Origin of the sequence: Enterococcus sp. DIV0187, assembly GCF_051713785.1 — a bacterium.
GTDB classification, from domain to species: Bacteria; Bacillota; Bacilli; order Lactobacillales; family Enterococcaceae; genus Enterococcus_A; species Enterococcus_A avium.
Genome location: NZ_JBIOQO010000002.1, coordinates 270091 through 294570 on the forward strand (window position 1 = coordinate 270091; position 24480 = coordinate 294570).

At 41.0% G+C, this 24480-nt stretch carries 22 protein-coding genes; 9 read left to right on the forward strand and 13 right to left on the reverse strand.

Annotated elements, in window-relative coordinates; translation table 11 throughout:
• The 7 genes from IGI52_RS21210 to IGI52_RS21240 all read right to left on the reverse strand — a co-directional run bounded on the left by IGI52_RS21210 (position 1) and on the right by IGI52_RS21240 (position 7430).
• Positions 1-1473: a UbiD family decarboxylase gene (locus tag IGI52_RS21210; protein ID WP_311893233.1), complete on the reverse strand. Its 1473-nt coding sequence runs from the start codon at positions 1471-1473 to the stop codon at positions 1-3.
• A gap of 85 nt (positions 1474-1558) precedes the next feature.
• Positions 1559-2443: a LysR family transcriptional regulator gene (locus tag IGI52_RS21215; protein ID WP_438782393.1), complete on the reverse strand. Its 885-nt coding sequence runs from the start codon at positions 2441-2443 to the stop codon at positions 1559-1561.
• A 72-nt stretch (positions 2444-2515) separates the two neighbouring features.
• Positions 2516-3082: an NUDIX hydrolase gene (locus tag IGI52_RS21220; RefSeq protein WP_438782394.1), complete on the reverse strand. Its 567-nt coding sequence runs from the start codon at positions 3080-3082 to the stop codon at positions 2516-2518.
• Positions 3083-3166: 84 nt separating this feature from the next.
• The gene (locus tag IGI52_RS21225; RefSeq protein ID WP_311856104.1) at positions 3167-4018 is read right to left on the reverse strand and encodes an AraC family transcriptional regulator; all 852 of its coding nucleotides are present in this window, start codon (positions 4016-4018) and stop codon (positions 3167-3169) included.
• Positions 4019-4091: 73 nt separating this feature from the next.
• Entirely contained in the window at positions 4092-5243 is a 1152-nt protein-coding gene (locus IGI52_RS21230) for a pyridoxal phosphate-dependent aminotransferase (protein ID WP_438782395.1), read from the reverse strand.
• A 20-nt stretch (positions 5244-5263) separates the two neighbouring features.
• Complete coding sequence (locus IGI52_RS21235; protein WP_016178273.1) at positions 5264-5986, reverse strand: amino acid ABC transporter ATP-binding protein; 723 nt, start codon at positions 5984-5986, stop codon at positions 5264-5266.
• On the reverse strand, positions 5979-7430 hold the full coding sequence (locus tag IGI52_RS21240; protein WP_438782396.1) for an ABC transporter substrate-binding protein/permease: 1452 nt from the start codon (positions 7428-7430) through the stop codon (positions 5979-5981). The genes IGI52_RS21235 and IGI52_RS21240 overlap by 8 nt, the downstream gene beginning before the upstream one ends.
• Positions 7431-7570: 140 nt before the next feature.
• Here IGI52_RS21240 and IGI52_RS21245 point away from each other — a divergent pair, with 140 nt between their 5' ends.
• Entirely contained in the window at positions 7571-8653 is a 1083-nt protein-coding gene (locus tag IGI52_RS21245; protein ID WP_311945713.1) for an iron-containing alcohol dehydrogenase family protein, read from the forward strand.
• Positions 8654-8999: 346 nt separating this feature from the next.
• Here the strand turns inward: IGI52_RS21245 and IGI52_RS21250 are convergent, their stop codons facing one another.
• Positions 9000-10700, reverse strand: a complete 1701-nt coding sequence (locus IGI52_RS21250; RefSeq protein WP_438782397.1) for a hypothetical protein — start codon at positions 10698-10700, stop codon at positions 9000-9002.
• 101 nt (positions 10701-10801) lie between these two features.
• The gene (locus IGI52_RS21255; protein ID WP_438782398.1) at positions 10802-11338 is read right to left on the reverse strand and encodes a GNAT family N-acetyltransferase; all 537 of its coding nucleotides are present in this window, start codon (positions 11336-11338) and stop codon (positions 10802-10804) included.
• 436 nt (positions 11339-11774) lie between these two features.
• Here IGI52_RS21255 and IGI52_RS21260 point away from each other — a divergent pair, with 436 nt between their 5' ends.
• The 4 genes from IGI52_RS21260 to tnpC all read left to right on the forward strand — a co-directional run bounded on the left by IGI52_RS21260 (position 11775) and on the right by tnpC (position 15608).
• Positions 11775-13205: a basic amino acid/polyamine antiporter gene (locus tag IGI52_RS21260; protein ID WP_438782399.1), complete on the forward strand. Its 1431-nt coding sequence runs from the start codon at positions 11775-11777 to the stop codon at positions 13203-13205.
• A gap of 150 nt (positions 13206-13355) precedes the next feature.
• Entirely contained in the window at positions 13356-13541 is a 186-nt protein-coding gene (locus IGI52_RS21265) for a hypothetical protein (protein ID WP_070557862.1), read from the forward strand.
• A gap of 1 nt (position 13542) precedes the next feature.
• Complete coding sequence (gene tnpB, locus IGI52_RS21270; RefSeq protein ID WP_070557861.1) at positions 13543-13896, forward strand: IS66 family insertion sequence element accessory protein TnpB; 354 nt, start codon at positions 13543-13545, stop codon at positions 13894-13896.
• Positions 13897-14045: 149 nt separating this feature from the next.
• Positions 14046-15608: an IS66 family transposase gene (gene tnpC / locus IGI52_RS21275; RefSeq protein WP_070557863.1), complete on the forward strand. Its 1563-nt coding sequence runs from the start codon at positions 14046-14048 to the stop codon at positions 15606-15608.
• A gap of 58 nt (positions 15609-15666) precedes the next feature.
• On the opposite strand, the gene menA (IGI52_RS21280) is transcribed toward tnpC, so the two are convergent.
• The 4 genes from menA (IGI52_RS21280) to pplA form a co-directional block, all read right to left on the reverse strand.
• The gene (gene menA / locus IGI52_RS21280) at positions 15667-16635 is read right to left on the reverse strand and encodes a 1,4-dihydroxy-2-naphthoate polyprenyltransferase (protein WP_438782400.1); all 969 of its coding nucleotides are present in this window, start codon (positions 16633-16635) and stop codon (positions 15667-15669) included.
• Positions 16636-16709: 74 nt separating this feature from the next.
• On the reverse strand, positions 16710-17657 hold the full coding sequence (gene menA, locus IGI52_RS21285; protein WP_438782401.1) for a 1,4-dihydroxy-2-naphthoate polyprenyltransferase: 948 nt from the start codon (positions 17655-17657) through the stop codon (positions 16710-16712).
• A gap of 1 nt (position 17658) precedes the next feature.
• On the reverse strand, positions 17659-18684 hold the full coding sequence (locus tag IGI52_RS21290) for an FAD:protein FMN transferase (protein ID WP_369906299.1): 1026 nt from the start codon (positions 18682-18684) through the stop codon (positions 17659-17661).
• A 543-nt stretch (positions 18685-19227) separates the two neighbouring features.
• Positions 19228-20124: an extracellular electron transfer flavoprotein PplA gene (gene pplA / locus IGI52_RS21295; protein WP_438782402.1), complete on the reverse strand. Its 897-nt coding sequence runs from the start codon at positions 20122-20124 to the stop codon at positions 19228-19230.
• Positions 20125-20379: 255 nt separating this feature from the next.
• Between pplA and IGI52_RS21300 the strand changes: the two genes are divergently transcribed.
• The 4 genes from IGI52_RS21300 (at position 20380) to IGI52_RS21315 (ending at position 24439) form a co-directional block, all read left to right on the forward strand.
• Positions 20380-22326 carry an FAD-dependent oxidoreductase gene (locus IGI52_RS21300; RefSeq protein ID WP_438782403.1) on the forward strand — a complete coding sequence of 649 codons (1947 nt, stop codon included), beginning with the start codon at positions 20380-20382 and terminating at the stop codon, positions 22324-22326.
• A 139-nt stretch (positions 22327-22465) separates the two neighbouring features.
• Positions 22466-22879, forward strand: coding sequence for a NusG domain II-containing protein (locus IGI52_RS21305; protein WP_034875886.1), 414 nt, complete (start codon positions 22466-22468; stop codon positions 22877-22879).
• A gap of 11 nt (positions 22880-22890) precedes the next feature.
• Entirely contained in the window at positions 22891-23439 is a 549-nt protein-coding gene (locus IGI52_RS21310) for a Gx transporter family protein (RefSeq protein ID WP_016178261.1), read from the forward strand.
• A 13-nt stretch (positions 23440-23452) separates the two neighbouring features.
• Positions 23453-24439, forward strand: coding sequence for a polyprenyl synthetase family protein (locus IGI52_RS21315; RefSeq protein WP_048721799.1), 987 nt, complete (start codon positions 23453-23455; stop codon positions 24437-24439).
• Positions 24440-24480: the final 41 nt, after the last annotated feature.

The following is a 24480-nucleotide window of genomic DNA, read 5'->3' on the forward strand; positions in this document are numbered from 1 at the left end:
CTACTCCAAATATTTTTTCCAATCCGTGACTTTTTTGAATTCCGCCCGAATAAAATCATTCTTCAAATCAAATGGCACCGTACCGTCCAAGATCGTTTTACTGCTCATACCGCGGAAACGAATCGACGCCGGATTATACTCTGGCCGTTCTGAAGGATCTAACGGATGATTGCGCATTCCCGGCAGCACGATAATGTCCTTGTCACCTTGGAAACGAGTATTCAAAGTCCACATCACATCGTTCATGTCGAAAATATCGACATCGTCATCAACCAAAATGACGGTTTTTAATTCTTTAAAAGCTGAAAGAGCTAAAATCGCCGCTTGGCGTTGGATTCCTTCATCGGCTTCTGTTTCTTTATGGATCTGTAAAATCGACATTAGCTTGCCTCCGCCTGCTGGAGGATTATAGACGTTCGTTACTTTCCCGGGAATCGCCTTGTCAACTAAATCCAAAATACTGGCTTCAGTAGGAATTCCCGCCATCGATACATGTTCTTCGGATGGTCCAATCGTCGTCTGCATGATTGGTCGATCTTTGCGATGCGTGATCGCTTTGACTTTCACGACATTGACAGCAGGATTAGCATCGCCGTTATAACCAGGAAATTCCGGCATCGCCTTGCCAGTATTCGTATTGATATCCTCTTGGATCGTTTCGTGAGGTAAAATCTCTGCTTCGATAATAAATTCCGAACGGGCGATCCCAACTTCATCCACTGCAACGCCATCCACTAACTGAACAGGCTCCTGACGCAATGCGCCAGCGATCCACAATTCGTTGTAGCCCAGCGGTGTGGTTGGCGGCTCGAAGGTCGTGCCGATGGAGATTGCTGGATCTAATCCAATATTGATCGTGATCGGCATCGGCTTGTTCAATGCTTCATACTGTTTTTGAAAATGTCCGATGTGACGGCCGCCGGGCATGATATACATCCCGATCGTGTCTTCATCCTCCAACACCATCCGATGAATCGTAACATCGCTCATACTTTTATCCGGATCAGAGCCAAAAACAACGCCCATTGTAATATAGGGTCCAGCATCATATTCTGTATTGGTGGGTGCTGCTAAAATTTTGCGAATGTCAAAGCCTTCATCACTGGCTAAATGTACAACTTCTTGAGCCGGTGCTTCAGCTTTGGTCACTTTTACTGGCTTAACTGGATTTTGAACAGAATCCTTCAACAAACGCCCTAGATGTTTCGGATCGTGATGCAGGATCTTACCGACACGGTCGCGGCTGGCGATAATGCCGATCAACACTCGGGTATCTGGGAACCCCTTGACATTGTTGAACATCATAGTTGGTCCTTCTTGCGTCGGGCGTTTGACCGTGCCGCCCGCTCCGATATAACGATAAACCCCGGAAAGCTCTGCATGAGGATCGACCTCTACATTCGTTTCGTGATACTCTCCTGGCATTTCCTGTAATTCAGCTAAAACCTTTCGTAAATCATAAGGTGTCGACATAAAAAAAGCCTCCTTGTATTGTTTGATTCAATAAGCTAAGTTTAGGCTCATCAAAGACACAATACAATTCAGCTTTTTGGTTTTATTATTCCACATTGGAATATTTATCTTGCAAATACTTTAAAAATAATTTAGGTGCCGGAGCATCGGCTTCTTCTGAGAGATAAAAATACAGGTAACTTTCCTGCGTCGGTGCGATTTCGCGTAGAACTAATTGATCTGACAGCGAATTACCTAATGATTTTTCCATGATTAAGGAGATGCCCAATCCTTGCTCGATCATTTTCAAAATCAAATCGATCCGGGTTCCCTGATAAGTAACTTGCGGTTCAAACCCGACGCTGTGACACAACTCCATCACCGAATAATAAGCTTTAGATGCTTGGCCCAGCAGCAAAAAGTTTTCAGCCTGCAAATCAGAAAGAGTGATTGTCGAATTTTTTGCTAAAGGGTGCGTTTTCGGCAAGACCGCCACAAAATGATCCTCTTCTGTTGTGATGTAGTTCTGAGCATTTAATTTATCTAATGAACGAAAGAAATACACACTATTCTTTTCTTCCAGCGGGATACGATCCATCGCCATTGCTTCAGATTCCTGCAAGTTCAAGTGAACCTCGGGATGCTGCCGCAAAAAGCTCGTTAATAGATCAAAGCCCAAATAGTTCGGCATCGTCGGAATTGTGTGAATTGTTAAGACTCGCTCCTTTTTCTCTCGATGTTTAGTTAAATTCGCTTCTAAAATCTGATAATCAGTCACGATCCTTTTGACATCCTCCAAGATCAATTGTCCGTCTTCTGTCAGCTTAATCTGGCGATTGCTGCGATCAAAAAGCTGGATTCCCAGTTCCTTTTCCAATGCGTTGATCTTTTTTGAGACATTGCCCTGTGTCATAAAATTGCGCTCTGCTGTTTCCGTATAGTTCAAGGTCTCAGTTAAATCAAGAAAGAGCGTTAATTTTTGCTGATCCATTTCGTCACTCCATTCCATTCAGGAATATTTTAACGCAGACAATCGCCTAAGCCAAATGGCTGGGCAAAAGGATTATTTTTTGAGCGATAGAGCCTTTGCCACCATCTGATGATAATAAACCTTCATCGCCTCTTCAGTAACTTTCTGGTCAATATCTGTAACAGCGATCCATCTCACATCACTGTTTTCATCTTCTTTGATTTTGAAGGTTTGATCTTCCTGCGCCATAAAAAGATAGGTCGTATTAATATGATTATGCTCCTTAATATACTGACCATTTTTATAATGCGCCGGAACTGGTAAGATATTAAAGGCGAACAAGCCATCGTGCATTAAATGGTACTCCTTGATTCCAGTCTCCTCTTCTAATTCCTTTTGAGCTACCAACAACAGGTCTGCGCAGCCATCCGCATGTCCGCATGTCCAAGAATAAGACTGATAAATATTATGATAGACCATCAATACCTTGTCATAAGTCGGATTAACTACCCAAGCTGAAGAGGAAAAATGATAGTCTGGATTTTCCCGCGTCAACAACTGCTCTTGAAATTGCAGTTTTTCCATAAACAGCTTTTTGTCCGCTGCTTCTTCCTCTGTATACGGTTCATATGCTTTGATTGTCTCAATGATTTCTTTCATTTTCCTCTTCCTTCCATAGTCATTCAACTAATTATAACAAGTAAAAAGCTGTGACTACAATTAGCCACAGCCCTTTATTACATTCTATTTTGGTCGAACCGGCAGCCAAACCTGAAATTGCGCATTTTCTGGATTGGCATCCAAATACAATTCAATATCCGGCAACTCATCGTATTCGAACCCAGAAGTTGGCAGCCATTCTTGAAATACTTGCTGCTGCAACTCTTGAATCGCTCCTGGCATTGGTCCGGTTCCTGAGAAAACAGCCCATTTTGCGGCCGGAATTTCATATTGCGCGAATTCCTTGGTCGTTTCTTCACTGACAACGCCAATCACATATTCCCAAGCGTCCTGAACCTCTGAGGTCATCAAGCTAACACCTAAAACTCCTGGCGTTTCTTGATCCATCAGCGGCAGCAGCTTTTGCAGATCTCCGCTGGCACTGACTTCATTCCAAAATTCCGGAATACGCTTTTGCGCTACCTCCATGTCCTGCTCGATTTTCAAACCAAACCCAGTCACATGAAAAGCTTCTTTGTCGATTAGTTGATACTCCATTGCTTGCACACCCTTTACAGTCAATTTGAAGGTCAACATTGGATAGCTAGTCAATTTTACGCCTGATTGCTTAGCTTCCTTAGGTGTGATTCCGTGCACGCCCTTAAACACACGATTAAAGGAAGTTGGAGAATCGTAGCCATATTTCGCAGCAACATCAATGACCTTTTCACCTCGCTGCAAATCTACTCCTGCCAGACTCATCCTCCGGCGGCGAATGTATTCTCCCAACGTTACACCAGCAATATAAGAAAACATCCGCTGATAGTGATAGCTGGAGCATTGAGCTAATTGTGCTGCTCTGTCCAAGTTGATCTCAGCAGCTAAATTCTCCTCCACATAAGCAATACTATTATTGAAATGATCTAACCATTCCATCCATCTTCCTCCTGTTTCTACTATAGTCTGACCAGTAAAGGAATACCTCTTAGAACGTGCCCGCTTTTGCGAGCTAAAAGTTTAATTTTTCTAAGCGACCAAAGGCTTCGGCTAAAACTTCCAACGACTGAGTTGCGGCCAATCGGATATAATTGTCGCCAACGGTTTCTCCAAAGGCTTTTCCCGGTACGAAGAGCACACCGCTTTTTTCCAAGACCTGTTCAACGAACGTCACTGAATCTAGGCCGCTTTTACTGATATTAATAAAAGCATACATGCTTCCAGCAACAGAAGGCAAGGATAAATAAGGAATTTCAGCAACCCTTTTTTCAATATAAGCCAAACGTTCCTTGAACACTTCAACGGTTGGCGGTACGAGTTCCTCATAATGTTTCAACGCATAGATTGCACCGCGCTGTGAAGCTGTTGGTGCAGAATACGTAATACTCTCATTGATCATTCCAGCAATTTGATTGATGTAAGCTGGCGCGATCATATAGCCTAAGCGCCAACCCGTCATCGCAAAGCCCTTCGATACACCGCTGATAGTGATGGTGTTTTCTGGAGCCAGACGAGCCATGGGTACGAATTTTTCTTTGAAAGCAAAATCCTCGTAGATTTCATCTGAAATAATAAAGAGCTCCTTTTCAATCGCAACTTCAGCGATTTGTTTTAAGGTATTCTCTGAAAAAACCGCTCCCGTTGGATTGTTTGGTGAATTAATAATAATCGCCTTGGTCCGATCAGTGATAGCCGCCTTTAAGTCCTCAACGTCTAACTGGAAGCCATTTTCTTCATAGGTAGGAACAAAAACAGGTTTACCTCCTGATAATACAACCTGTTCACGATAAGGTGAAAAATAGGGTTCATGAATAATCACTTCATCACCAGGATCAAGGAGCACCTGCATGACTAAATACATGGCATGCAATGCGCCAACAGTCGCCCGAACTTGATTGAGTTGAACGTGCATCCCGTATTTTTTTTGATAAAAATCAACGACCGTCATCAGAAATTCTTTGCTGCCATCTGGTGCTGTGTAGTTAGTTGCCCCCTTTTTCACGTCAGCATAAGCTGCTTCGATAATTGCCGGATCAGTAATCAAATCCGGATCGCCAATTGACAAATCAATAATATTTTCCTTTTCTTTAGCTAAAACGGCGATCTTCATCAGCAAATTTTCTGCCGGCTGCTGGAAGCGTCGCGCGAGTTTACTTTTGTCCATCCTGTGTCCTCCGCTTCTGTTTACAATACTTTATTTAAGAAATCTTGTGTCCGACTGTTTTGCGGGCGCTCAAAGATCTCCTCAGGGGTACCCTCTTCTTGAATGATGCCGTCTGCCATGAAGATCACACGATCCGCCACTTCCTTGGCAAAGCCCATTTCATGAGTTACCACTACCATGGTCATGCCTTTTTTAGCCAAATCCTGCATAACTGACAGCACCTCTCCCACCATTTCCGGATCAAGCGCTGAAGTTGGTTCATCAAAGAGCATCACATCAGGACTCATCGCCAATGCACGAGCGATCGCCACCCGCTGCTGCTGCCCGCCAGATAAACTAGCAGGATAACTAGTAGCCTTTTCCTTCAAACCAACTTGATCTAACAAAGCTAAAGCTTGTTCTTTGGCTTTTTCAGGGTCTTCTTTTTTTATTTTTACTGGTGTAATCGTTAAATTTTCTAACACACTCATATGGGGAAAGAGATTAAAGCTTTGGAACACCATCCCCATTTTCTGACGAATCTGATCAATATTACTGTCTGGAGCCGTAATATTTTGCCCCTCAAAAAAGATCTCACCAGAAGTCGGCTCCTCCAGCAAGTTCAAACAACGCAGGATCGTACTCTTCCCGCTTCCTGAAGGCCCGATGATGACCACCACTTCGCCTTCTTTGACCGTCAGATCAATCGACTTTAATACCTCGTTATCGCCAAAGCTTTTTGACAGTTGCTTTACATTAATCATTCAGACCCATTCTCCTTTCAGCAAAACCTAATAGACGAGAAGTGCAAAAGGTCAGTACAAAATAAATCAGCGAGACCAGCACATATGGCAGGAATGGCTTGAAGCTGGCACCTTGTACTACACCTGTTTGGAAGATCAGCTCCGACACTCCGATAACGGAAACGACAGAGGATTCCTTGATGATCGTAACGAACTCATTCCCCAATGCTGGCAAAATATTCTTGATCGCCTGCGGGAAGATGATGAAGCGCATCGCTTCTTTTTGATTCATTCCTAAAGAACGTGCCGCCTCCATCTGTCCTTTATTGACCGCATTGATCCCAGCTCGGACAATCTCAGCAACATAAGCCGCGCTATTCAAAGATACAGCGATACAACCAGCTAGTAATTTCGACAAATCTAAGCCTAAAACACCAGTACCGAAGTACACGATAAAAATTTGAACCAATAGCGGGGTGCCGCGGACGTACTCGATGTAAACCACTGCAAGAGCCTTTAAAAGCTTGCTCTTGCTTAGCTTCATCAACGCCAGCAAGCTACCAAAAATCAAACCGAACAAGACACCTACAAAAGCTAATAAGATCGTATATTTGGCGCCATTTAGATAATAAGGGCCATACTTTTGCAGGAAGGATTGCTCATCTTGGAACATCAATTCATTGGCTTCCTTTTGATAGCCCTTCAACAGATCCTTGTCATTGATTGTTTTGATGGATTCGTTGACATGCTTTTTCAATTCTGGTGTATTTTTCGACATCGCAATGGCAGTGACCTTTTCACCCTGTTCAAACTTGACAGGAGCTAAAGCTACGTTGTCGCTTTGCTGGACATAGGCCTCCGCGACAGGCTGCTCCAGCACTACCGCTTCGACCTTTTTATTCAATAAATTATTGATCAAGTCAGGAACCTTCTGAAGTGAAGTCGGTTCGGCACCAGTCATTTCATTTTTCACTAGATCTTCTTGCGTCGTTTGTTTTTGTGCACCGACTGCTAAACCATTAAAATCAGCGGTCGTTTTAAATTTATTCTTGTCATCTTTACGAACCAGTACTTTTTGTTGTACGACAAAGTACGGATCAGAAAAATCTACTTCTTTTAGGCGTTCCTCAGTAATCGACATACCAGAAATAACTAAATCGATCTTGCCGGTTTTCAATGCTCCTAATAGTGCGTCAAAACCAAGCTCTTCAATTTTTAATTTGACACCCATATCCTTTGCGATTTTTTCAGCAATCGAGACATCAAAACCAACAATTTTATCCTTGCCATCCACATCCGCATGGAACTCATAGGGTGCATAATCTGCGGATAATCCAACAACTAACTCCCCGCTTTGTTGAATTCGTTCATAGATTTCATCCTTCTCTGCTCCTTGTGCTTTTGCCGGTAATAAATTCAGCAGCATTAATAGCACTGTGAGTAATGCTCCAACTTTCTTTTTCATCCATTTTGCTCCTTTTGAATAATAATATAAGTATATGAATAATAAGAGAATAAATATTCAAAAATAACTTGCTCTCATACTACCATAACTATTATAATAAAAAAAGATTAATCTAAAAAAATGATGAAAGAAGTTTTTCTATGACAAAACAATTGATCGTGCGAGGCGCCCCGCAAGAATATGAACTGAAAGAAAATGCTTGGGATTCACTTGAATCTCATCTCAATAGAAGAAACATTGAGAATGTCTTGATTCTCCACGGCAAAGTATCCTGGCAGGCTGTAAAAGACTATTTCCCAGATTTATCAATAACAAAAACTTTCCAATATTATGGCGGACAATGTACTGATTCAGCTGCTGAGGATTTTGCGTCTTTATGCAAAAAGGAACAATTTGACGGGATTATCGCTGTTGGTGGTGGAAAGGTCGCCGATCTAGGCAAATTCGTGGCATATAAGGTGAATCTGCCGATTATTATTTTGCCAACCCTAGCCGCAACCTGTGCTGCCTATACCCCGTTAAGTGTGGTCTATAATGAAGAAGGTGTGATGCTGCGCTACGATATTTTTCCTAAAGCCAGCGATCTAGTATTGATTGATCCAGAGATTATCTTGCACTCTCCCCGTGAATTGATGATCGCCGGTATTGGGGATACGTTAGCGAAATGGTATGAATCCCATGCGATTATTTCACAATTAACAATCAAACCTGTGGAAGTCCAAGTGGCTGAGTTTGCGGCGCAGAAATGTCGTGAAATTCTTTTAACAAAGAGCATGGAGGCATTAGCAGCGATGGAACAGAAGCGACTCAATCAAGCTTTTATTGATGTAGTTGAAGCCAATATTTTATTAGCTGGCATGGTGGGCGGTTTTGGTGATGAATATGGACGGACAGCTGGTGCCCATTCGATTCATGATGCACTGACGGTACTACCGGACAGTCATCAGCAGCTTCACGGAAACAAAGTCGCCTATGGCATTCTAGTACAACTGATGATTGAAAATAATCTAACGGAGATAGAACGTTTGCTGCCTTTTTATCGTCAATTAGCTCTTCCGACAAGCTTAACCGATATGCACCTACAATTGACCGAGAAGGACTATCAAGCTGTGGCTGAACGAGCCAGCACTCCTGGCGAAATGATTCATCTAATGAAAGAAACAATCACACCAGAACGAATTATTCGCAAAATGAAAGAATTAGAGACGTTAACCAGCAGCTAAATAAAATCTACTGCGAGTTAAAACATCGATCAAGGCATAGACAAAAAAGACATTCTAAACGACTCATCTGGTCGTTTAGAATGTCTTTTATCAATACTTGCCGAAATATCCTTATTAAAATATCTTTCCCGTTCGTATAGCATAAATAGTTAAGGAAATCAGGATGAACAACGCCAACATCTCTAGTAGAAAGTCGGTGGTTTTTACTTCGTTTTTCGAAGTGTTCTTCTCTCGTTTCATTGCGCTATTAGGGGCCTCCTTATTTTTACAATGCAAGGATAGCAAACCATTGGTATAGGCGCGTAACAATTCATAATGAATTTCATTAGAATATCATTAACGAAACCTAATCCGATTCGACTTTATATTCGAACAATTTTCCTTTTGCGTTTCTGAAAATCAACGTTACGCTTAGTAGTTCAATTACTTGCATCAGCGGTACCCCTGCACCTGTGTAGAAAAACATAAATAAGCCTCTTCTGCCGGGGGCCCAGGTCGCAAACCATGAAACGCCAAATAGATACACGGTATAGGTCAACAATAAACCAAGGAAAATAATCAAATAATCCGCTAAAACCGGCCGATTTCTTTTCTTTTTAAAATAAGCAATTGTGAACAACAAGATAGCGCCTAAGCTCGCAAGCAATAGTATTGGTGAAATAATCCGATAAATCCAGATAATCCCGTTTATCAGAAATACAAACGGTTTTGTTCGCCGCTCCTCTGCCTCCATTCCCTCTTTTAAAGTAGAAACAGATTTGACATTAATTAAGTCTAGAACAACTTCAGCTGGTTGATTTTCTACAAAGATTGATCCGCCATAGCTCGTTTGATAGCTTCGATAAAATGTGGTTTCAATAACACCTGCCCCAATATAGTTACATACCTTTCCCATATCTTCAAGCTTTTTCCCATTGCTTTGTTTCGAGACAAAGAACATATTTTTCCTATTTAACTTGCCTGACTCAAAACCCTCTTCCAGCTCCTGGGAGATTTTTTTAAAGACTTTTTCATTTGCTTTGCCGTCCTTGTAGAGACCTTCTCGCTGAAACATTTCACGTAAGCCCCAAACAAACATATCACCAGGCAGCTCACCATTTTTTACTGGCCAAGAATCCGGCCAAATTGATTCACTATAGATCCAATTGATTCCCTTTTTGTATTTGGCAAATGTTGGGGACACTTTTTGTGCCTTATCAAACGTCTTTTTTGACACCCAAATTCCACTGTCTTCAGCAACCACTTCAGAATCAAAGCTGCTATTGTCAATTTGAATCAGATTTTCTGTCATTCTGGCAAATGAGGTCTTTGTCCGATCATTGGTGGTAAAGATTCCATAATGCTCATAATTGATTTTTGAAATGACCAAAGATTCGCCTGCGGTTAACAGCACAGGTGCTAGTAAAAGTAGGATATTTCCAATTAATCTCGTTTTACTCGTTTCCTTAAGCAGCATCCAAAAATTTCTAAAGCCCTCTTTGAATGAAGAGCCAAGCGAGGAATGCTTTACAATAATTCCAAATAACGTACAAATGGTCGCGACAGCATATAAGGGCACTAGCCAAATAGAATCCTCACGCAAAAACCAAAAGAAAGGAAAAGCCGCTATCAGTATGACGGCCCATGGGAGACGTTTTCTGAGTGCTTCTTTTCTTCGTAAGAAATGACCAAGTATTCCGGCTAATACGAACAACACAACTGCAAAAACCAAACTATTTCGATAAACCCTTAATGAAAAATCTGAGGTAAATGTAACCGGTGAATAGCTGAAAAATAGAAAGCCTAGTCCGCTTAAGTATCGATTCTTGATCAACGGCGCCAAAGCCTTCACAATCGCAAAGGCCGCTGCCATATTCACTAAACACAAAAACAGCGGATAAGACAATTTTGAAAAATGATTCACAATAAGGAAGAAAGTAAAAGACAACCCTTTAGTCAAAGTCCCCGTACCATAAGGGCCTAACCATTTTCCCGCTAAAATAGTTAATGCTTGATTGATAGAAAGTGCATCGTCATACCCTGCCTGCATATAAATTTTGACTGGCATTTCCACGGCTAACACAACACGCACGATTATAGCAACAATAATGAGAAAGGCAAATAGTCTTCCTTTTGCTAGTGTACTCAGTGTGAATTGGTTCTTTCTGCTCATAATTTAGAGAAAGGGATAAAAGGCGGCATCTCCCCTTTTACCTCCGTTAAAAATTTTTGCAGCCAAATGACATCCAGCCATTGATCAAATTTATACCCGATTTTAGGGAAATTAGCCACTTGCTGGTAGCCAAGCTTCTTATGGAAATCGATACTGGCTTGATTGCCGCCAGTAATACACGCTGTTAAAATCGCGATATTCTGCTTTTTCAAGGTTTGTTCTAATGAGCGGTACAAAAGCTTTCCCGCTCCGTTACCGCGTTTTTGCCGATCAACATAGACACTTACCTCTACTGCCCAATCATAGGCAGCGCGTTCTTTATACGCATGGGCATAAGCGTAACCTAAGATTATGCCGTTGTGTTCGGCTACAAAATATGGATATGTAGTCACCGTTTCCGCTATTCGCTGGGCAAAATCTTCTTCACTGGGGACAGCATAATCAAATGTGATCGTTGTTTCCTTCACGTAGGGCGCATAAATTGCTGCTACTGCTGTTGCGTCTGCTGGTGTTGCTAATCGAATTTCAATCATCCTAGACCTCCTCGCTGGTTCAATTCTATCACTCTGATAAATAAAAAAACACCCTCTCTATAAAAAATTACCGCTAGACAGGTATTATCCTTCCTGTTTCTATAGTAACTGGCGCCTATATGAATCATTTAATTCATTCGAGCATCATACAAAACTGTTAACAATAACATAGCTAGTTTCTCTAGTAACGGCAATTTGTTCTACCAGACTGTTTTCCGCCGTGTTTATCTTCGATTTAGATTAAAAATAAATGTCAATTCTTTAATCTGTTAACCGTTAGTTTTATTCCCTCCTAATGGTTATTTTCAACTGAGTATGCTTAGATAGAAGAAGTGTGTCTCAAAAAATTCAATTTCGGCTTCCCCCCTTCTTGAAACGTTTAGCGAAAATATTTTTATTGAGATAAAAAACATGAATCTAAAACAGAGGTAAATTTATGGAACAGAATCAACCACCTGATAATCATACTAAAGAGTTAAGTTTATTGGGCTTAAGTATGATCGTGATCGGCTCAATGCTTGGCGGCGGCGTCTTCAATCTACCCAGCAGCATTTCACAATCCGCTGGTGTTGTCGCATCTTTGCTTGCATGGCTGATTACCGGTGTCGGTGTTTTTTTCATCGCGAAGGTTTTTCAGACCCTTTCAAAGGAAGAGCCTGAAATTATCGGCGGAATCTACTATTACGCCAAAGACGGATTTGGCGATTATATTGGCTTTAACTCCGCTTGGGGCTATTGGCTAAGCAATATTATCGGAAATGTTTCCTTTGTCATTTTATTTTTAGATGCGTTAAGCAAATTCATCCCCTCCATCGGCGGCTCTGGTGGACAAATCGGATTGCTTTTAGGAACCTTCATGATTTGGGGTGTAATCTTTTTAGTCGCTCGCGGAATTCGGACTGCCAGCATTTTGAATACGATCGCTACCAGTGCAAAAGTTATTCCGATTTTAATGGCGATTTTTCTTTTGTTCGTTCATTTTAAGTATCAAACCTTTTCAATCGATGTCTTCGCTAAAAATATGATGTTGAACGGTAAACAATTAGGCTCTGTCCCAACTCAAGTTCGACATGCGATGCTGCAAACTATGTGGGTTTTCGTTGGGATCGAAGGCGCGGTAGTATTATCTGGGCGAGCAAAACGTGCACGGGATGTCGGGCGAGCAACCTTGATTGGGTATGCAACAACCTTAGCAATCTACGTATTAATCGTAATGCTAAGTTTTGGATCATTACCGCAGGAGCAATTGGCTAATCTTCCAAGTCCCTCTTTAAGCGGTGTCCTTCGAGCCTCTTCTGGTGCTTGGGCAGCTAGTATGATTGATATTGGTGTCATTATTTCCGTTTTAGGCGCATGGATTTCTTGGACAATTTTGGCTGCAGAGATTTCCTTTGATGCAGCACAGGACAAAATGTTCCCAGCTTTCCTTGGAAAAGCCAACAAACAAAATGCGCCAGTTAACGCCTTAGTATTAAATGGTGTTATCATGCAGATCGTCTTCATGATCTCTCGTTGGGCAATGGATGCCTTCCAGGCTGTGACAGATACAGCCACAACGATGGTACTCGTCCCTTACGTCTTGTCTGCTGCTTTCTTATGGCAAATTGCCAAAGGAAAAAAACATAAAGGGCAGCAATTTCTAGCCATTGGCGGGATCATTTACGGAATTTATATGCTGTATTCCTCAGGAGCGCTAAACCTGCTTTACTGTATTGGCATTTACGCATTGGGCATGGTCTTTTGGCTGTGGAACAGCCATACCTATCATCGACCAGTTTTTACCACCAAACGAGATAAGCTGCTTTTTGCAATCGTGACAGGGTTAGGTCTGATTAGTTTAATCGTTTTTCTGATTCAATTAGGATAAAAATAAACCGGTGATTTCGGATCACCGGTTTTTTCTTCTATACAAACTGTAAAATCATCGTTACTAAGTAAATGCCTAATAAATCGGTACCTATAAAATATTTCCACCTTCATCTATACTTGAGCTATCAAGTGAAACGGAGGTGTTTTTTTGAAAAACATAAATGATATCGTTCCTATTCAACTTCACGATCAATCGAGAACGGCTCGTGATCAGAGAAAAAACAGTACCGCAAAAATTGCCCTGCGTATCCGTCAGAAGGATGGTTCTGAAGTTTTGATCTATAATGGCGTAAACAGCTATATCCTCTCGGCGATCCTTAAGGAGTTGGGATAAGATGTTTCTCGATTTTACCAAAGTAGAAAAAATCTTTCTCGTAACTGGTAAGACAGATCTTCGCAAAGGAATTGACGGACTTGCTAGGATTATCCAACAAGACTATGAGCTGGATGTTTACGAAGATGCCATCTTTCTTTTTTGCGGCAATCGCTGTGATCGATTTAAATTGCTCTACTGGCATAACGATGGCTTTTTTCTGGGATACAAACGAATTGAAAACGGTCGACTGCAATGGCCGAGAAAAAAGGAAGAAGTTCGCCAACTGTCTGTGCAACAGATTCACTGGCTACTTGAGGGATTAAGTATTCACCAACCCAAAGCAATCAAGGCTGGGACAAAAGGATTCTTTTAAACAGAGTGAAATCGTTGATTTTATGCGGTTTTCTCTGTTTTTTGATGCGTCTAAATGGTATAATAATAACAGTAGTAACAATGAAAATGGTGGTGAATTTCTTGTCCTTACAAACAAATTCTTCTTCTAACAATAACGTCGAAGTAGATGTGAATATCCTACTTCAACTCCTTGAATCTCAGACAGAAACAATCAAAGAACTCCAGCATGCGAATCAAGCATTGAACCAAGAGGTTCATCTTCTCAATGAGAAATTGAGCTATTTTACGGATCGTTTTTTTGGTCGTTCCAAAGAAACACTGGATTCACAAGTGACTGGTCAGTTAAACCTATTTTCTGATGAGGTTGAAGATAGTAAGGCCGTTCCCCAAACAGAAGAAGGACAAGAAACAATGGTAAAAGGACACAAAAGAAAAATCGGTCAAAAAGCGGCGAAGATCGCCTATCTTCCCTTAAAAGAAAGACACCATGAATTGTCAACTGAGCAACGAATCTGTGACCAATGCGGCACTCAAATGACCGACATTGGCACAACCAAGATTCGCGAAGAGGTGCTTTTCCATCAAGCCATGTTAGATCGGCTCGTTCATTACCAACATACGTATTGTTGCAAAGAATGCGAAAAGGCAGATGTTTCTTCCTATAAAAAAGCTCCTGTTCCAAGACCTGTCGTTTCCAATAGTTTAGGGTCAAACAGCGTGATTGCCGAAACCATCCGATTGAAGTTTGGTCAAAAAGTACCTGCCAATCGGCAGGAAAGTTATTGGCAAGAAACATTGGGTCTGGATATTTCCCGAGATAACATCACCAACTGGCATATCAAAGTTTGTCATAACGCCTTAGACAGTTTAGCCCAACGATTAAAAAGTCATTTAACCCAAGAGGAAATCCTTCACGCCGATGAAACCACGTATCGGGTCATTGAGAAGGGCAAGAAAGACACGCATTACTGGCTATTCAGCACAGGAAAGCATAGTACACATCCAATCGTATATTACCATCACGCAGTATCGCGAGCTGGCGAAGTGCCAAAGCAATTTCTAGCAGATTTCAACGGGTATCTGCATTGTGATGGTTACGCAGGCTATAACGCGGTGGAAAATGTCACACTCGTTTATTGTTTGGCTCATGCACGTCGGAAGTTTTTTGAAGCTCTTCCAAAGAACAATAAAAACGAGGAAACGCCTGCTTGGATCGCTGTCAAAATGATCGATATCTGGTTCCAATTGGAACGAGAGTGGGTCGACTTATCCGTTGAAGATCGGCAGAAAAAACGCCGGGATTATTTAACCCCTCTATTCATCAATTTCTATGAATGGCTGGGCTCCTTTACAGCAGTTCCAAAATCCAAACTAGATACAGCGGTCAAGTATGCGCTAAAGTTGCGTGGAGGATTTGAGCGGATTTTTGAGGATGGACGCTTGGAACTTAGTAATAACTTAGCAGAGCGCCAGATAAAAGAGCTGGTAATCGGTCGCAAGAATTCTATGCATTCGTGCAGTTTGGAAGGTGCTCGAACTTCGGGAATCATTCTAAGCGTGTATCGAACAGCTGAAGTAAATGGGCTGAATCCAGTGAGCTATTTGGAATTTCTATTTGATCGCATTCCTAATCTAGCGCATGTTTCTAATGAAGCGTTGGATGAGCTTTTGCCTTGGCAGCCTCTCGCACAAGCAACGTGCGCCAAACAGTACGCAAAAACAACCAAATAACTTAAGTCCATTATAGGGCTTAGGTTATTTGGTGTGTAGGTACTTGGTGATTGGGCATTTACGTTACTAATAGTCCCAACGCGTAATAGCTATTAAATACGATCAGATTTTCCACCGCCATCGGAAATGTTTTGTGCTTGATTTGTTCCTTAGTAAAAATTTGAGTTTGTGGTACTACTTTAAACAGACTGATAAATGTCAGCAGAATCGGCCATTGATAAATACCAACGATCAATACAACAAGGATTGATCCGTAGCAGCTGTACATCAAAATATTGAACAGCCTCACACTCCACTCTCGCCCAATATAAAAGGGCAATGTATACCGATGATTTTCGATATCCTGCGCTAGATCACTGATATTATTTGCCAGCATGATATTGGCGATTGTCAAGATTAGTGGAAATACTGCCCAAATCACTGCCAGTACCGCCATAGTATTGCCAGTGATCGCAAAATGATTGAAATCCAGTTCCATGTAAAAAAGGCGTTGATCATAGGTATTTAGATAAATCGTAATAGCAAAAATTCCCAGCCCTTCAGTAACTCCGCTAAAAATCTCACCTAAAGGCATGCGCGAAAGCGGGATCGGACCATACGTATAAAACACGCCAACAAAAAAACACGCTGCTCCCATTGGCAACAGCATCCAGCCAGTTTGAACGACTAAGATCAATCCAACAATTGCCGCGAAACCCACTAGTCCTATAATCAAACGCTGTATCTGTTTTTCCGACAAATTTTCTCGTCCAATCAGATTTTCTTCATATTTGTAAATCTCCGAATGAGCTTTTTTAAAATCCATATAGTTATTGATTGCAGTGATTGCCAAGTCAAACGCAAACATCCCGAAAAAGAAAAAAAGAGTCTTTCCCGGATGGAAGGAATGAAAATACGTGTTAGTAAATAAAATAGCAATCACAAAAGGAAAGATTCCGGCAAACTTTGTACGAATTTGCACAAGTTCAAAGAAATGTTCTTTGGTCATTTTTTGCTGCGTAGCTTTTAGCTTCTTCGTATTATCCATAAATAATCCCTCGTTCATTATTTTTTCAACAAGCAAACCCACCTCATAATTATAGGGGCGGGACATCCGATTTATCAGATAAGCTGCCACAACAATGTGACCAATAGTCCTAATGCATAGCTGCCATTAAAGGCGACTAAATTTTTAATCGACATTGCAAAGGTCTTGTGTTTAATTTGCTCTTTAGTAAACGCTTTGGTTTGTGGATAGACCTTTAGCAAACTCAAGAACGTTATCAGAATCGGCCATTGATAGATACCCGTGATTAGACCGATCACGATCGCCAGATAAGAACCATACATTAAGAGATTAAACAAGATCACCGCATTCTTTTTGCCTAAATAAAAAGGTAATGTATAGCGATGATTTTCAATATCCTGTTCCAGATCACAAAGATTGTTCGCCAACATAATGTTTGCGATTGTGGCTATTAATGGAATTGACGCCCAGACAACCGCCAACGCCGCCGTTGTACTCCCAGTAATCGCAAAATGTTGCAAATCCAGCTCCATGAAAAAAAGCTTCTTATCATACGTGTTCAAATAAACCGTGATAGCAAAGATTCCCAGCCCCATCGTCACACCGCTAAAGACTTCGCCCAGCGGCATGCGAGACAATGGGATCGGACCAAAGGTATAAAAGACTCCGATAAAACAGCAGGCACAGCCCATCACCAGCAACAGCCAGCCAGTTTGAATCGCTAATGTGATCCCAACAATGGCCGAAAACCCAATCAATCCAAAAATAATCATTACAACCGTTCGCTCCGAAAGTTGAGCTTTTCCGATAATATTTTCTTGATATTTATACTCTTCTGAATGGGCTTTGCGGAAATCCATATAGTTATTAATCGCCGTCGTCGCCATATCAAAAGCAATCATGCCAAAAAAGAAAAAGAGCGTCTTCCCCCAATGAAACGAATGGAAATACGTATTCGTAAACAGCACAGCAATTAAAAAAGGAAAGAAGCTTGCCAATTTCGTTCGAATTTCTACTAGATCAAAAAAAATCTTTCTTGTCATATTATTTCAGATCCTTATCATTGCCCATTTTATAGCCAGCCTCTTTATTTAATTCAAAAATATCCTTCAATCCAGCTGTGACATAAACCTTATCGTCTCGCGTAACAAAGATCGCTTCTGTATCCTTTAAGCCCTCTACATATTTCAGGCCTTCTTTGACCCCCATCGAAAAGACCGCAGTAGATAAGCCATCGCCATCGATTGATTTTTTCGAAACAATAGTTACACCGGCGATATCGTTGTCAAAAGGATAGCCAGTCTTTGGATTGAACAAATGATGATAAGTTTTCCCATCCGCCTCTAGATAGCGTTCATATATCCCAGATGTTACCAGTGACATATTACTTTCTGGCACACTTCCTAATACAACATTCCGTGCTTGATTCGGATCTTGAATTCCGACTGTCCAATCTTCTTTTTGATTTCCCCGCGGACTATGACCCATAACATAAACATTGCCTCCAAGATCAATAATCGCTGTCGTTACGTCGTTTTCTTTCAAAACCTTGACGACTTCATCGGTGATATAGCCTTTTGCAATTGCCCCTAAGTCTAATTTCATACCTTTTTCTTTCAAAAAGACAGTCTTATTCTCATCGTTGAATTCGACCTCATGATAATTAACCAGCTTCAAGGCTTGATCAATCTCATTTTGAGCCGGCTTACGCGCATCGGGGAAACCAATCCGCCACATCGATGTAATTGGACCAATCGCCATGTCGAATCCGCCTTTTGAATCTTGGCTATATTTATAAGCTTCCTTTAATAGAAAGAACATGTCATCTGTCACTTTGACTGGCTTTACCCCAGCCTCTTTATTGACTGCGTCAATCTCTGACCCCTCTTGATTAACCGTAATCTTATCTGCCAGCTCCTTCACTCGCTTGAAAGCCGGTTTCAGAGCAGCTTCCTTTCCATCATCATAAATACGCATTTGGACATATGTACCCATTAAAAATTGCTTATCCTCATATGGCTTTTCATTTATTTTTGGTTTGTTGCTGCCGCAAGCTGTCAGCAGAACCATCAATAACCCGAAAGTCATGATCACTATTCTTTTCTTCACTTCGCTACTTCCTTTGTATTCAAAATTTTGTCACCTTATCATAGCGTGTTTAAGACAAATTTTCTATGTTGATTTATTTAAAAACAGCTAATTTCCTGATTGCTATCGATTATTTATGAATAACTGCGAAAAGTTGGACTGAAAGCTACCTCATTTGAATGAAATCATTTTTCCAAACCCTTGAAAAATGAGTCGGATTTTCGGCACGCATACTATTTTGCTAAACAGTTCAACCGTTTTTTTACTATCCTCTGTTAACCTGACCTTGATTCACATAAACTGCCAAAAACAAAACTAGCAAGTCATCTCTTATCTTAGGAAATAAATTTTTGACAAAATTTATTTTTAAGTTCGCTGACATATCATCCAACTACACTGTACTATTACTTTAAAGATTAAAGATTTTTTTAATCTACTATTGATTTATAACTGCGAAAAGTTGGACTGAAAAAAAGAGCTGGGGAAACCCCAGCTCTTCTAAGATTCCCTAAAATAAAGGAATTATTATTTAGTGACGATGTTATCAACTTGAATTGCAGTTGTGTCGCCTTTTTCAGCTGCGTTTACTAATTGTGCAGCGTATGTTTGGAATGCGTGTGAAGAATGTGTCGCGCCTGTTACCACTTCAACGTCTGCAGGAGCACCTTTTTCAACTAAACCTTTGTTTAATTGTTCGATATATTCTTTTGGACCAACACCGCTTTTAGCTTTCATATTCTTTTCGTAGTCCGCATCATCTTTTTTAGATTTGCCGTCTTTGTCTACCATATCAAAGTTAGATTCAGTAATTTTTCCGCCAGCTACAGTCATGCTGAAGATTGTACGGTAGCCATTTGAGTAATTCTTTTCTTCTAACTTGTAAGTGCCGTCTTTCAGATCAGCGCCATTGTCGATTTCAATTGTTTTCGTATCGCCAGCTTGAGCTGCTTGGACTAATTGTTGAGAATAGTTTTTGAAGTTTTCACTTGAATGAGTGGCACCTGTTACTACTTCAACTGCATCTGGATTTTGTGTTTGTTCTAAAGATTTGTTCAATTCTGGAATGTATTCCTTAGGACCTGTTTTTGTTTTTTCTTTCATGTTCTTTTCGTAATCCGCGTCATCTTTTTTAGATTTCCCGTCTTCATTTAGATAATCGTAGTTAGATTTCGTGATTTTTCCATCCTTAACGGTCATGTCAAAAACAACACGGTAGCCGTTTGCATAATTTTTTTCTTCAAGCTTGTAGGTACCATCTTCTAAATCCCCACCTGCTACTTTTTCCGCTGGTTTAACTGCCTCAGAAGAGCTTGTTGAAGAACTAGCTGCTGTATCTTTATCATCATTTCCGCCACAAGCAGCTAACGCTAGTGTAGAAAAAGCTACCACTGCAAATCCAGATACGATTTTTTTCATTTTCATGATTAAACTCCACCTTTTTATTTTTTTGTGATTCTTTAAACAAAATCATTCTAAAACATCCCTACGTTTTTGTACATCAAATACTATATATAACTATTGTTTTTTAATCATATTATCAGAATACCGTTAATATTACTTTAGAATAGTTCTTATAGACAAAAAAATGAACTATATGTATAATGTAGTCGATTGTTCAGGTATTATCAATTTATTATAATTGTGCAGTCATTATCATTTAGAAGGAGCGGATTATCAATGGCAAAACAGAAAATTGTTGTTGTGGGTGCAGGGTATGCAGGTGTTTCAGCAACGAAGTTCATGGCCAAAAAGCTAAAAAAAGATGATGTTGAGATCACCTTGATCGATCGTCACTCTTACCATACAATGATGACCGAATTACATGAAGTAGCTGGCGGACGCGTAGAACCAGACGCAGTCCAATACGATTTACAGCGGTTATTTGCTCGTCAGAAAAATGTTTCATTAGTTACAGATACTGTTATTGGTATCGATAAAGAGAAAAAAATCGTCAAAACCAAATTAGGCAAATACCCTTTTGATCAATTAATCATCGGTATGGGCGGCGAACCAAATGATTTTGGTACACCTGGTGTTAAAGAACACGGCTTTACCTTATGGTCAATGGAAGATGCGATCAAGATCAGAAAACACATTGAAGATACCGTAGCAAAAGCTGCCTTGGAGCCCGATGAAGCTACACGCCGTGCTATGCTCACTTTTGTGGTTTGTGGTTCTGGTTTTACCGGAATCGAAATGATCGGCGAATTAATGGAATGGAAGACTGTTTTAGCTAAGGAACACAAATTACGCCCTGAAGAGTTTACTCTAATGGTTGTTGAAGCCCTTCCTACTGTCCTAAATATGCTAGACCGTAAAGACGCGGAAAAAGCAGAGCGTTTCATGATGAAAAAAGGTATTCAACTGAAGAAAGGTGCTCCAATCACTGAGGTAACTGCTGATTACATCGTCCTAAAAGATGGTTCGCAAATTCCAACAAACACTTTGATTTGGACTGCTGGTGTCAAGGGAACCTCCGATGCGGCAGATTTCGGTTTGGAAACTGCCCGCGGTCAACGCTTGTACGCCAATGAATACATGCAAGCAAAGGGTTATGAGGACAAAGATATCTATATCATCGGTGACTTGGTTCATTACGAAGAAAACAACGATGGCAAGCCAACCCCGCAGATAGTTCAAGCTGCTGAACAAACTGGACATACAGCAGCTGCTAATATTGTAGCGAAAATCAAGAACACACCGAAACACGAATTTAAGAGTAATTATCAAGGATTTATGGTTTCAATTGGATCTAAATGGGGCGTTGCTAATTTGATGGATAAAATCCATCTATCAGGCTTCTTAGCGATCGTGGTTAAACATTTAGTCAATCTGCTGTACTTCTTTACGATTCGTTCAGGCTACTACATGTTCCAATACATGATGCACGAATTTTTCCACATCAAGAACGACCGTAACGTAACTCGCGGACATTCTTCTCGTTACGGAAACGTATTGTGGAGTGTTCCATTACGGGTCTTCTATGGCTCTATGTGGCTAATCGAAGCCTCAAAAAAAGTTGTCGGTGACGGCAGCTATTTGAATCCAAGCTCTTGGTTTGGAAGCGGCTCATGGTTTACTGACAATGTTGTCTTCCCCTTCCCTTGGTTGCAAGAGCAAGTAACAACGGGTGCATCCGCAGCTGGATCACACGCAGCTGAAGCAACGACCGCAGCAACTGGAGCGGCTGGCGGCGCGACTGACGCGGCTGCTACTGCTGCGACACATTTTGGTTTCAGTTATGCTTTTGGTGAAAATCCAATGCCGGTTTTTGAAAAAATGCCTCACTGGTTTTCAAATATCATGGAATTCATGATGCCAAATAGAGACGTTGCATTATTTATGCAAAAATTTATGACTTTTGTTGAGATTGGTATTGCATTAGCCTTAATCTTCGGCCTATTCACTTGGTTAGCAAGTGCTGCAACGATTGGTTTGACCGTAGTCTTCTGTCTATCTGGCATGTTCTTCTGGGTAAACATTTGGTTTATCTTCGTAGCGTTTGCTTTGATGAACGGATCTGGTCGAGCGCTTGGTCTTGATCGCTGGGTGATTCCTTGGATTCAACGAACTGTCGGAAAATGGTGGTATGGAACACCAAGATCAATCTACGGAAAAAAATAAGTCAAATTTATTTGACGAATAGTGAAGGAAAGTTCTAAAGGGCTTGATTTTCTCTTTAGAACTTTCTTTATGTTATGATAAGAAAAAGAAGCAAACATTAGTATGAAATGCTCAAGTGAGGATAAATGAGGTGTATAATTTGAAGCTGAAGGATTTTGCAAAAAATAGTTTGCTGCGGCCTTGGGACGGCATCATCGTTCTCATTCTAGTCGTGCTCTCTTTTGCTCCCGTTGTGGTCTTTAGTCTCAATCGCACTGCCAGTCCAATGCAAGAGGCGGTTCTTTCTGTTGATGGACAAGAAATCAAGACCTTTGATCTTTCAGATAAGTCACAGAGCTACACTTATCGCTACGAAGATAAGGATGGCGACTATAATTTGATTGAAATCAAAGAAGGTCGAATTCGGATTAAAGAAGCGAACTGCGGTGACCAAATCTGTGTACGTCGCGGCTGGATCGACCAATCAGGTGAAACGATTGTTTGTTTGCCTCACAAATTATTAATTGAAATCAAATCCTCAGACGGAGGGGAACCCGGCAGTGTCATCTATTAGCTGCTTTTACTATGAATAAAACACAAAAATTAATTTACATAGCACTCCTAGTAGCCCAGGGTGTCATCTTGGGGTTGATTGAAAATATGTTTCCTTCCCCCTTCGCCTTCGCGCCTGGGGCAAAACTAGGACTCGCCAATTTAATCACCATCGTTGCGATTTTTACGATGCCCAAAAGAGACAGTTTTCGTTTGATTTGGATGCGTCTGATTCTAACGACCCTTTTAGGCGGAACCATCTCAACCTTTTTATATAGCATGAGCGGATCATTGTTGAGCTACTTCGGTATGCTTCTAGTGAAGAGTCTTGGACCTAAACGTGTTAGCATCATCGGAATCAGCGCTGCCGGCGGTTTTCTCCATAACGTTGGCCAGCTCTTCGTCGCCAGCTGGATCGCGCAATCTTGGACCGTTATGCTTTACTTGCCTGTTATGTCCCTACTTGGCATTCTTGCCGGTATCGTCATTGGTATCGCCGGCAATTATTTGTTAGTTCACGTACGTGCATTGCAAAAATTCCAATTAGATTATGAATCGAAAAAAAATCTGAAAAAGGATTAGAAGGATAGCCAAAATGAAACTTCATCCCATGTGGCAAGATTATCCTGATCTTGCTAAGCAGTTAACCACGACCCTCCAATTAATGGAGGATGTGGTGAAATTAAAAAATAAAAAAGTCGAATCGGCTGTGTTGGATATGATCCATGCTGGCGGCAAGCTTTTGCGCCCTGCTTATCAGCTGCTGTTTGCTCAATTTGGTCCAGAACAAGATGAAAAGAAAGCCACCTCTTTAGCGGCTTCCATCGAAATGCTCCATACGGCCACCCTGATTCATGACGATATCGTGGATGAATCTGAATTACGCCGCGGATTACCGACGATTCGTTCCACCTTTGGTAACGATACCGCCGTTTACGCTGGAGATTATTTATTTATCTGCTGTTTTAAATTATTATCCGACTACTCAACCTCACTAAAGAGTCTGCAGCTGAACTCTCGCAGTATGGAAAAAATTCTCGATGGCGAGTTAGGACAAATGGATGATCGTTACAAACTTGATCAAACTGTTGAAGAGTATTTGGAGAATATTTCAGGAAAAACAGCAGAACTTTTTGCCTTAAGCTGTTCAGTTGGTGCCTTTGAAAGCGGCAATAGTGAACGCTTTGCTAAAAAGGCTGGCATGATTGGTCATAACATCGGAATCGCCTTTCAAATTATGGATGATTTATTGGACTATCAAGCAGACGCTGCCACATTAGGTAAACCCGTCCTAGAAGATGTACGTCAAGGCGTTTATTCCCTGCCGTTGATTTATGCGCTCAATCAAGATAACAGTCAATTACGTCCTTACTTAGAAAAACAAAAGCAGATGACTGTTGAAGATACCTTGCAGGTACAGCGTTTGGTTCAAGAATTAGGTGGCGTAGACTACGCACAGCAGCTGGCAACCGAGTATACTGAACAAGCACTAAAGGATATCCGAAAACTACCAGACAACTATTTCAACACAAAAGAAAAATTAGAACGTCTGACCAGCCAAATTTTATCACGGAAAAGCTAGAAAAAAATCCGACCAACATGTATTGTTCGTCGGATTTTTTA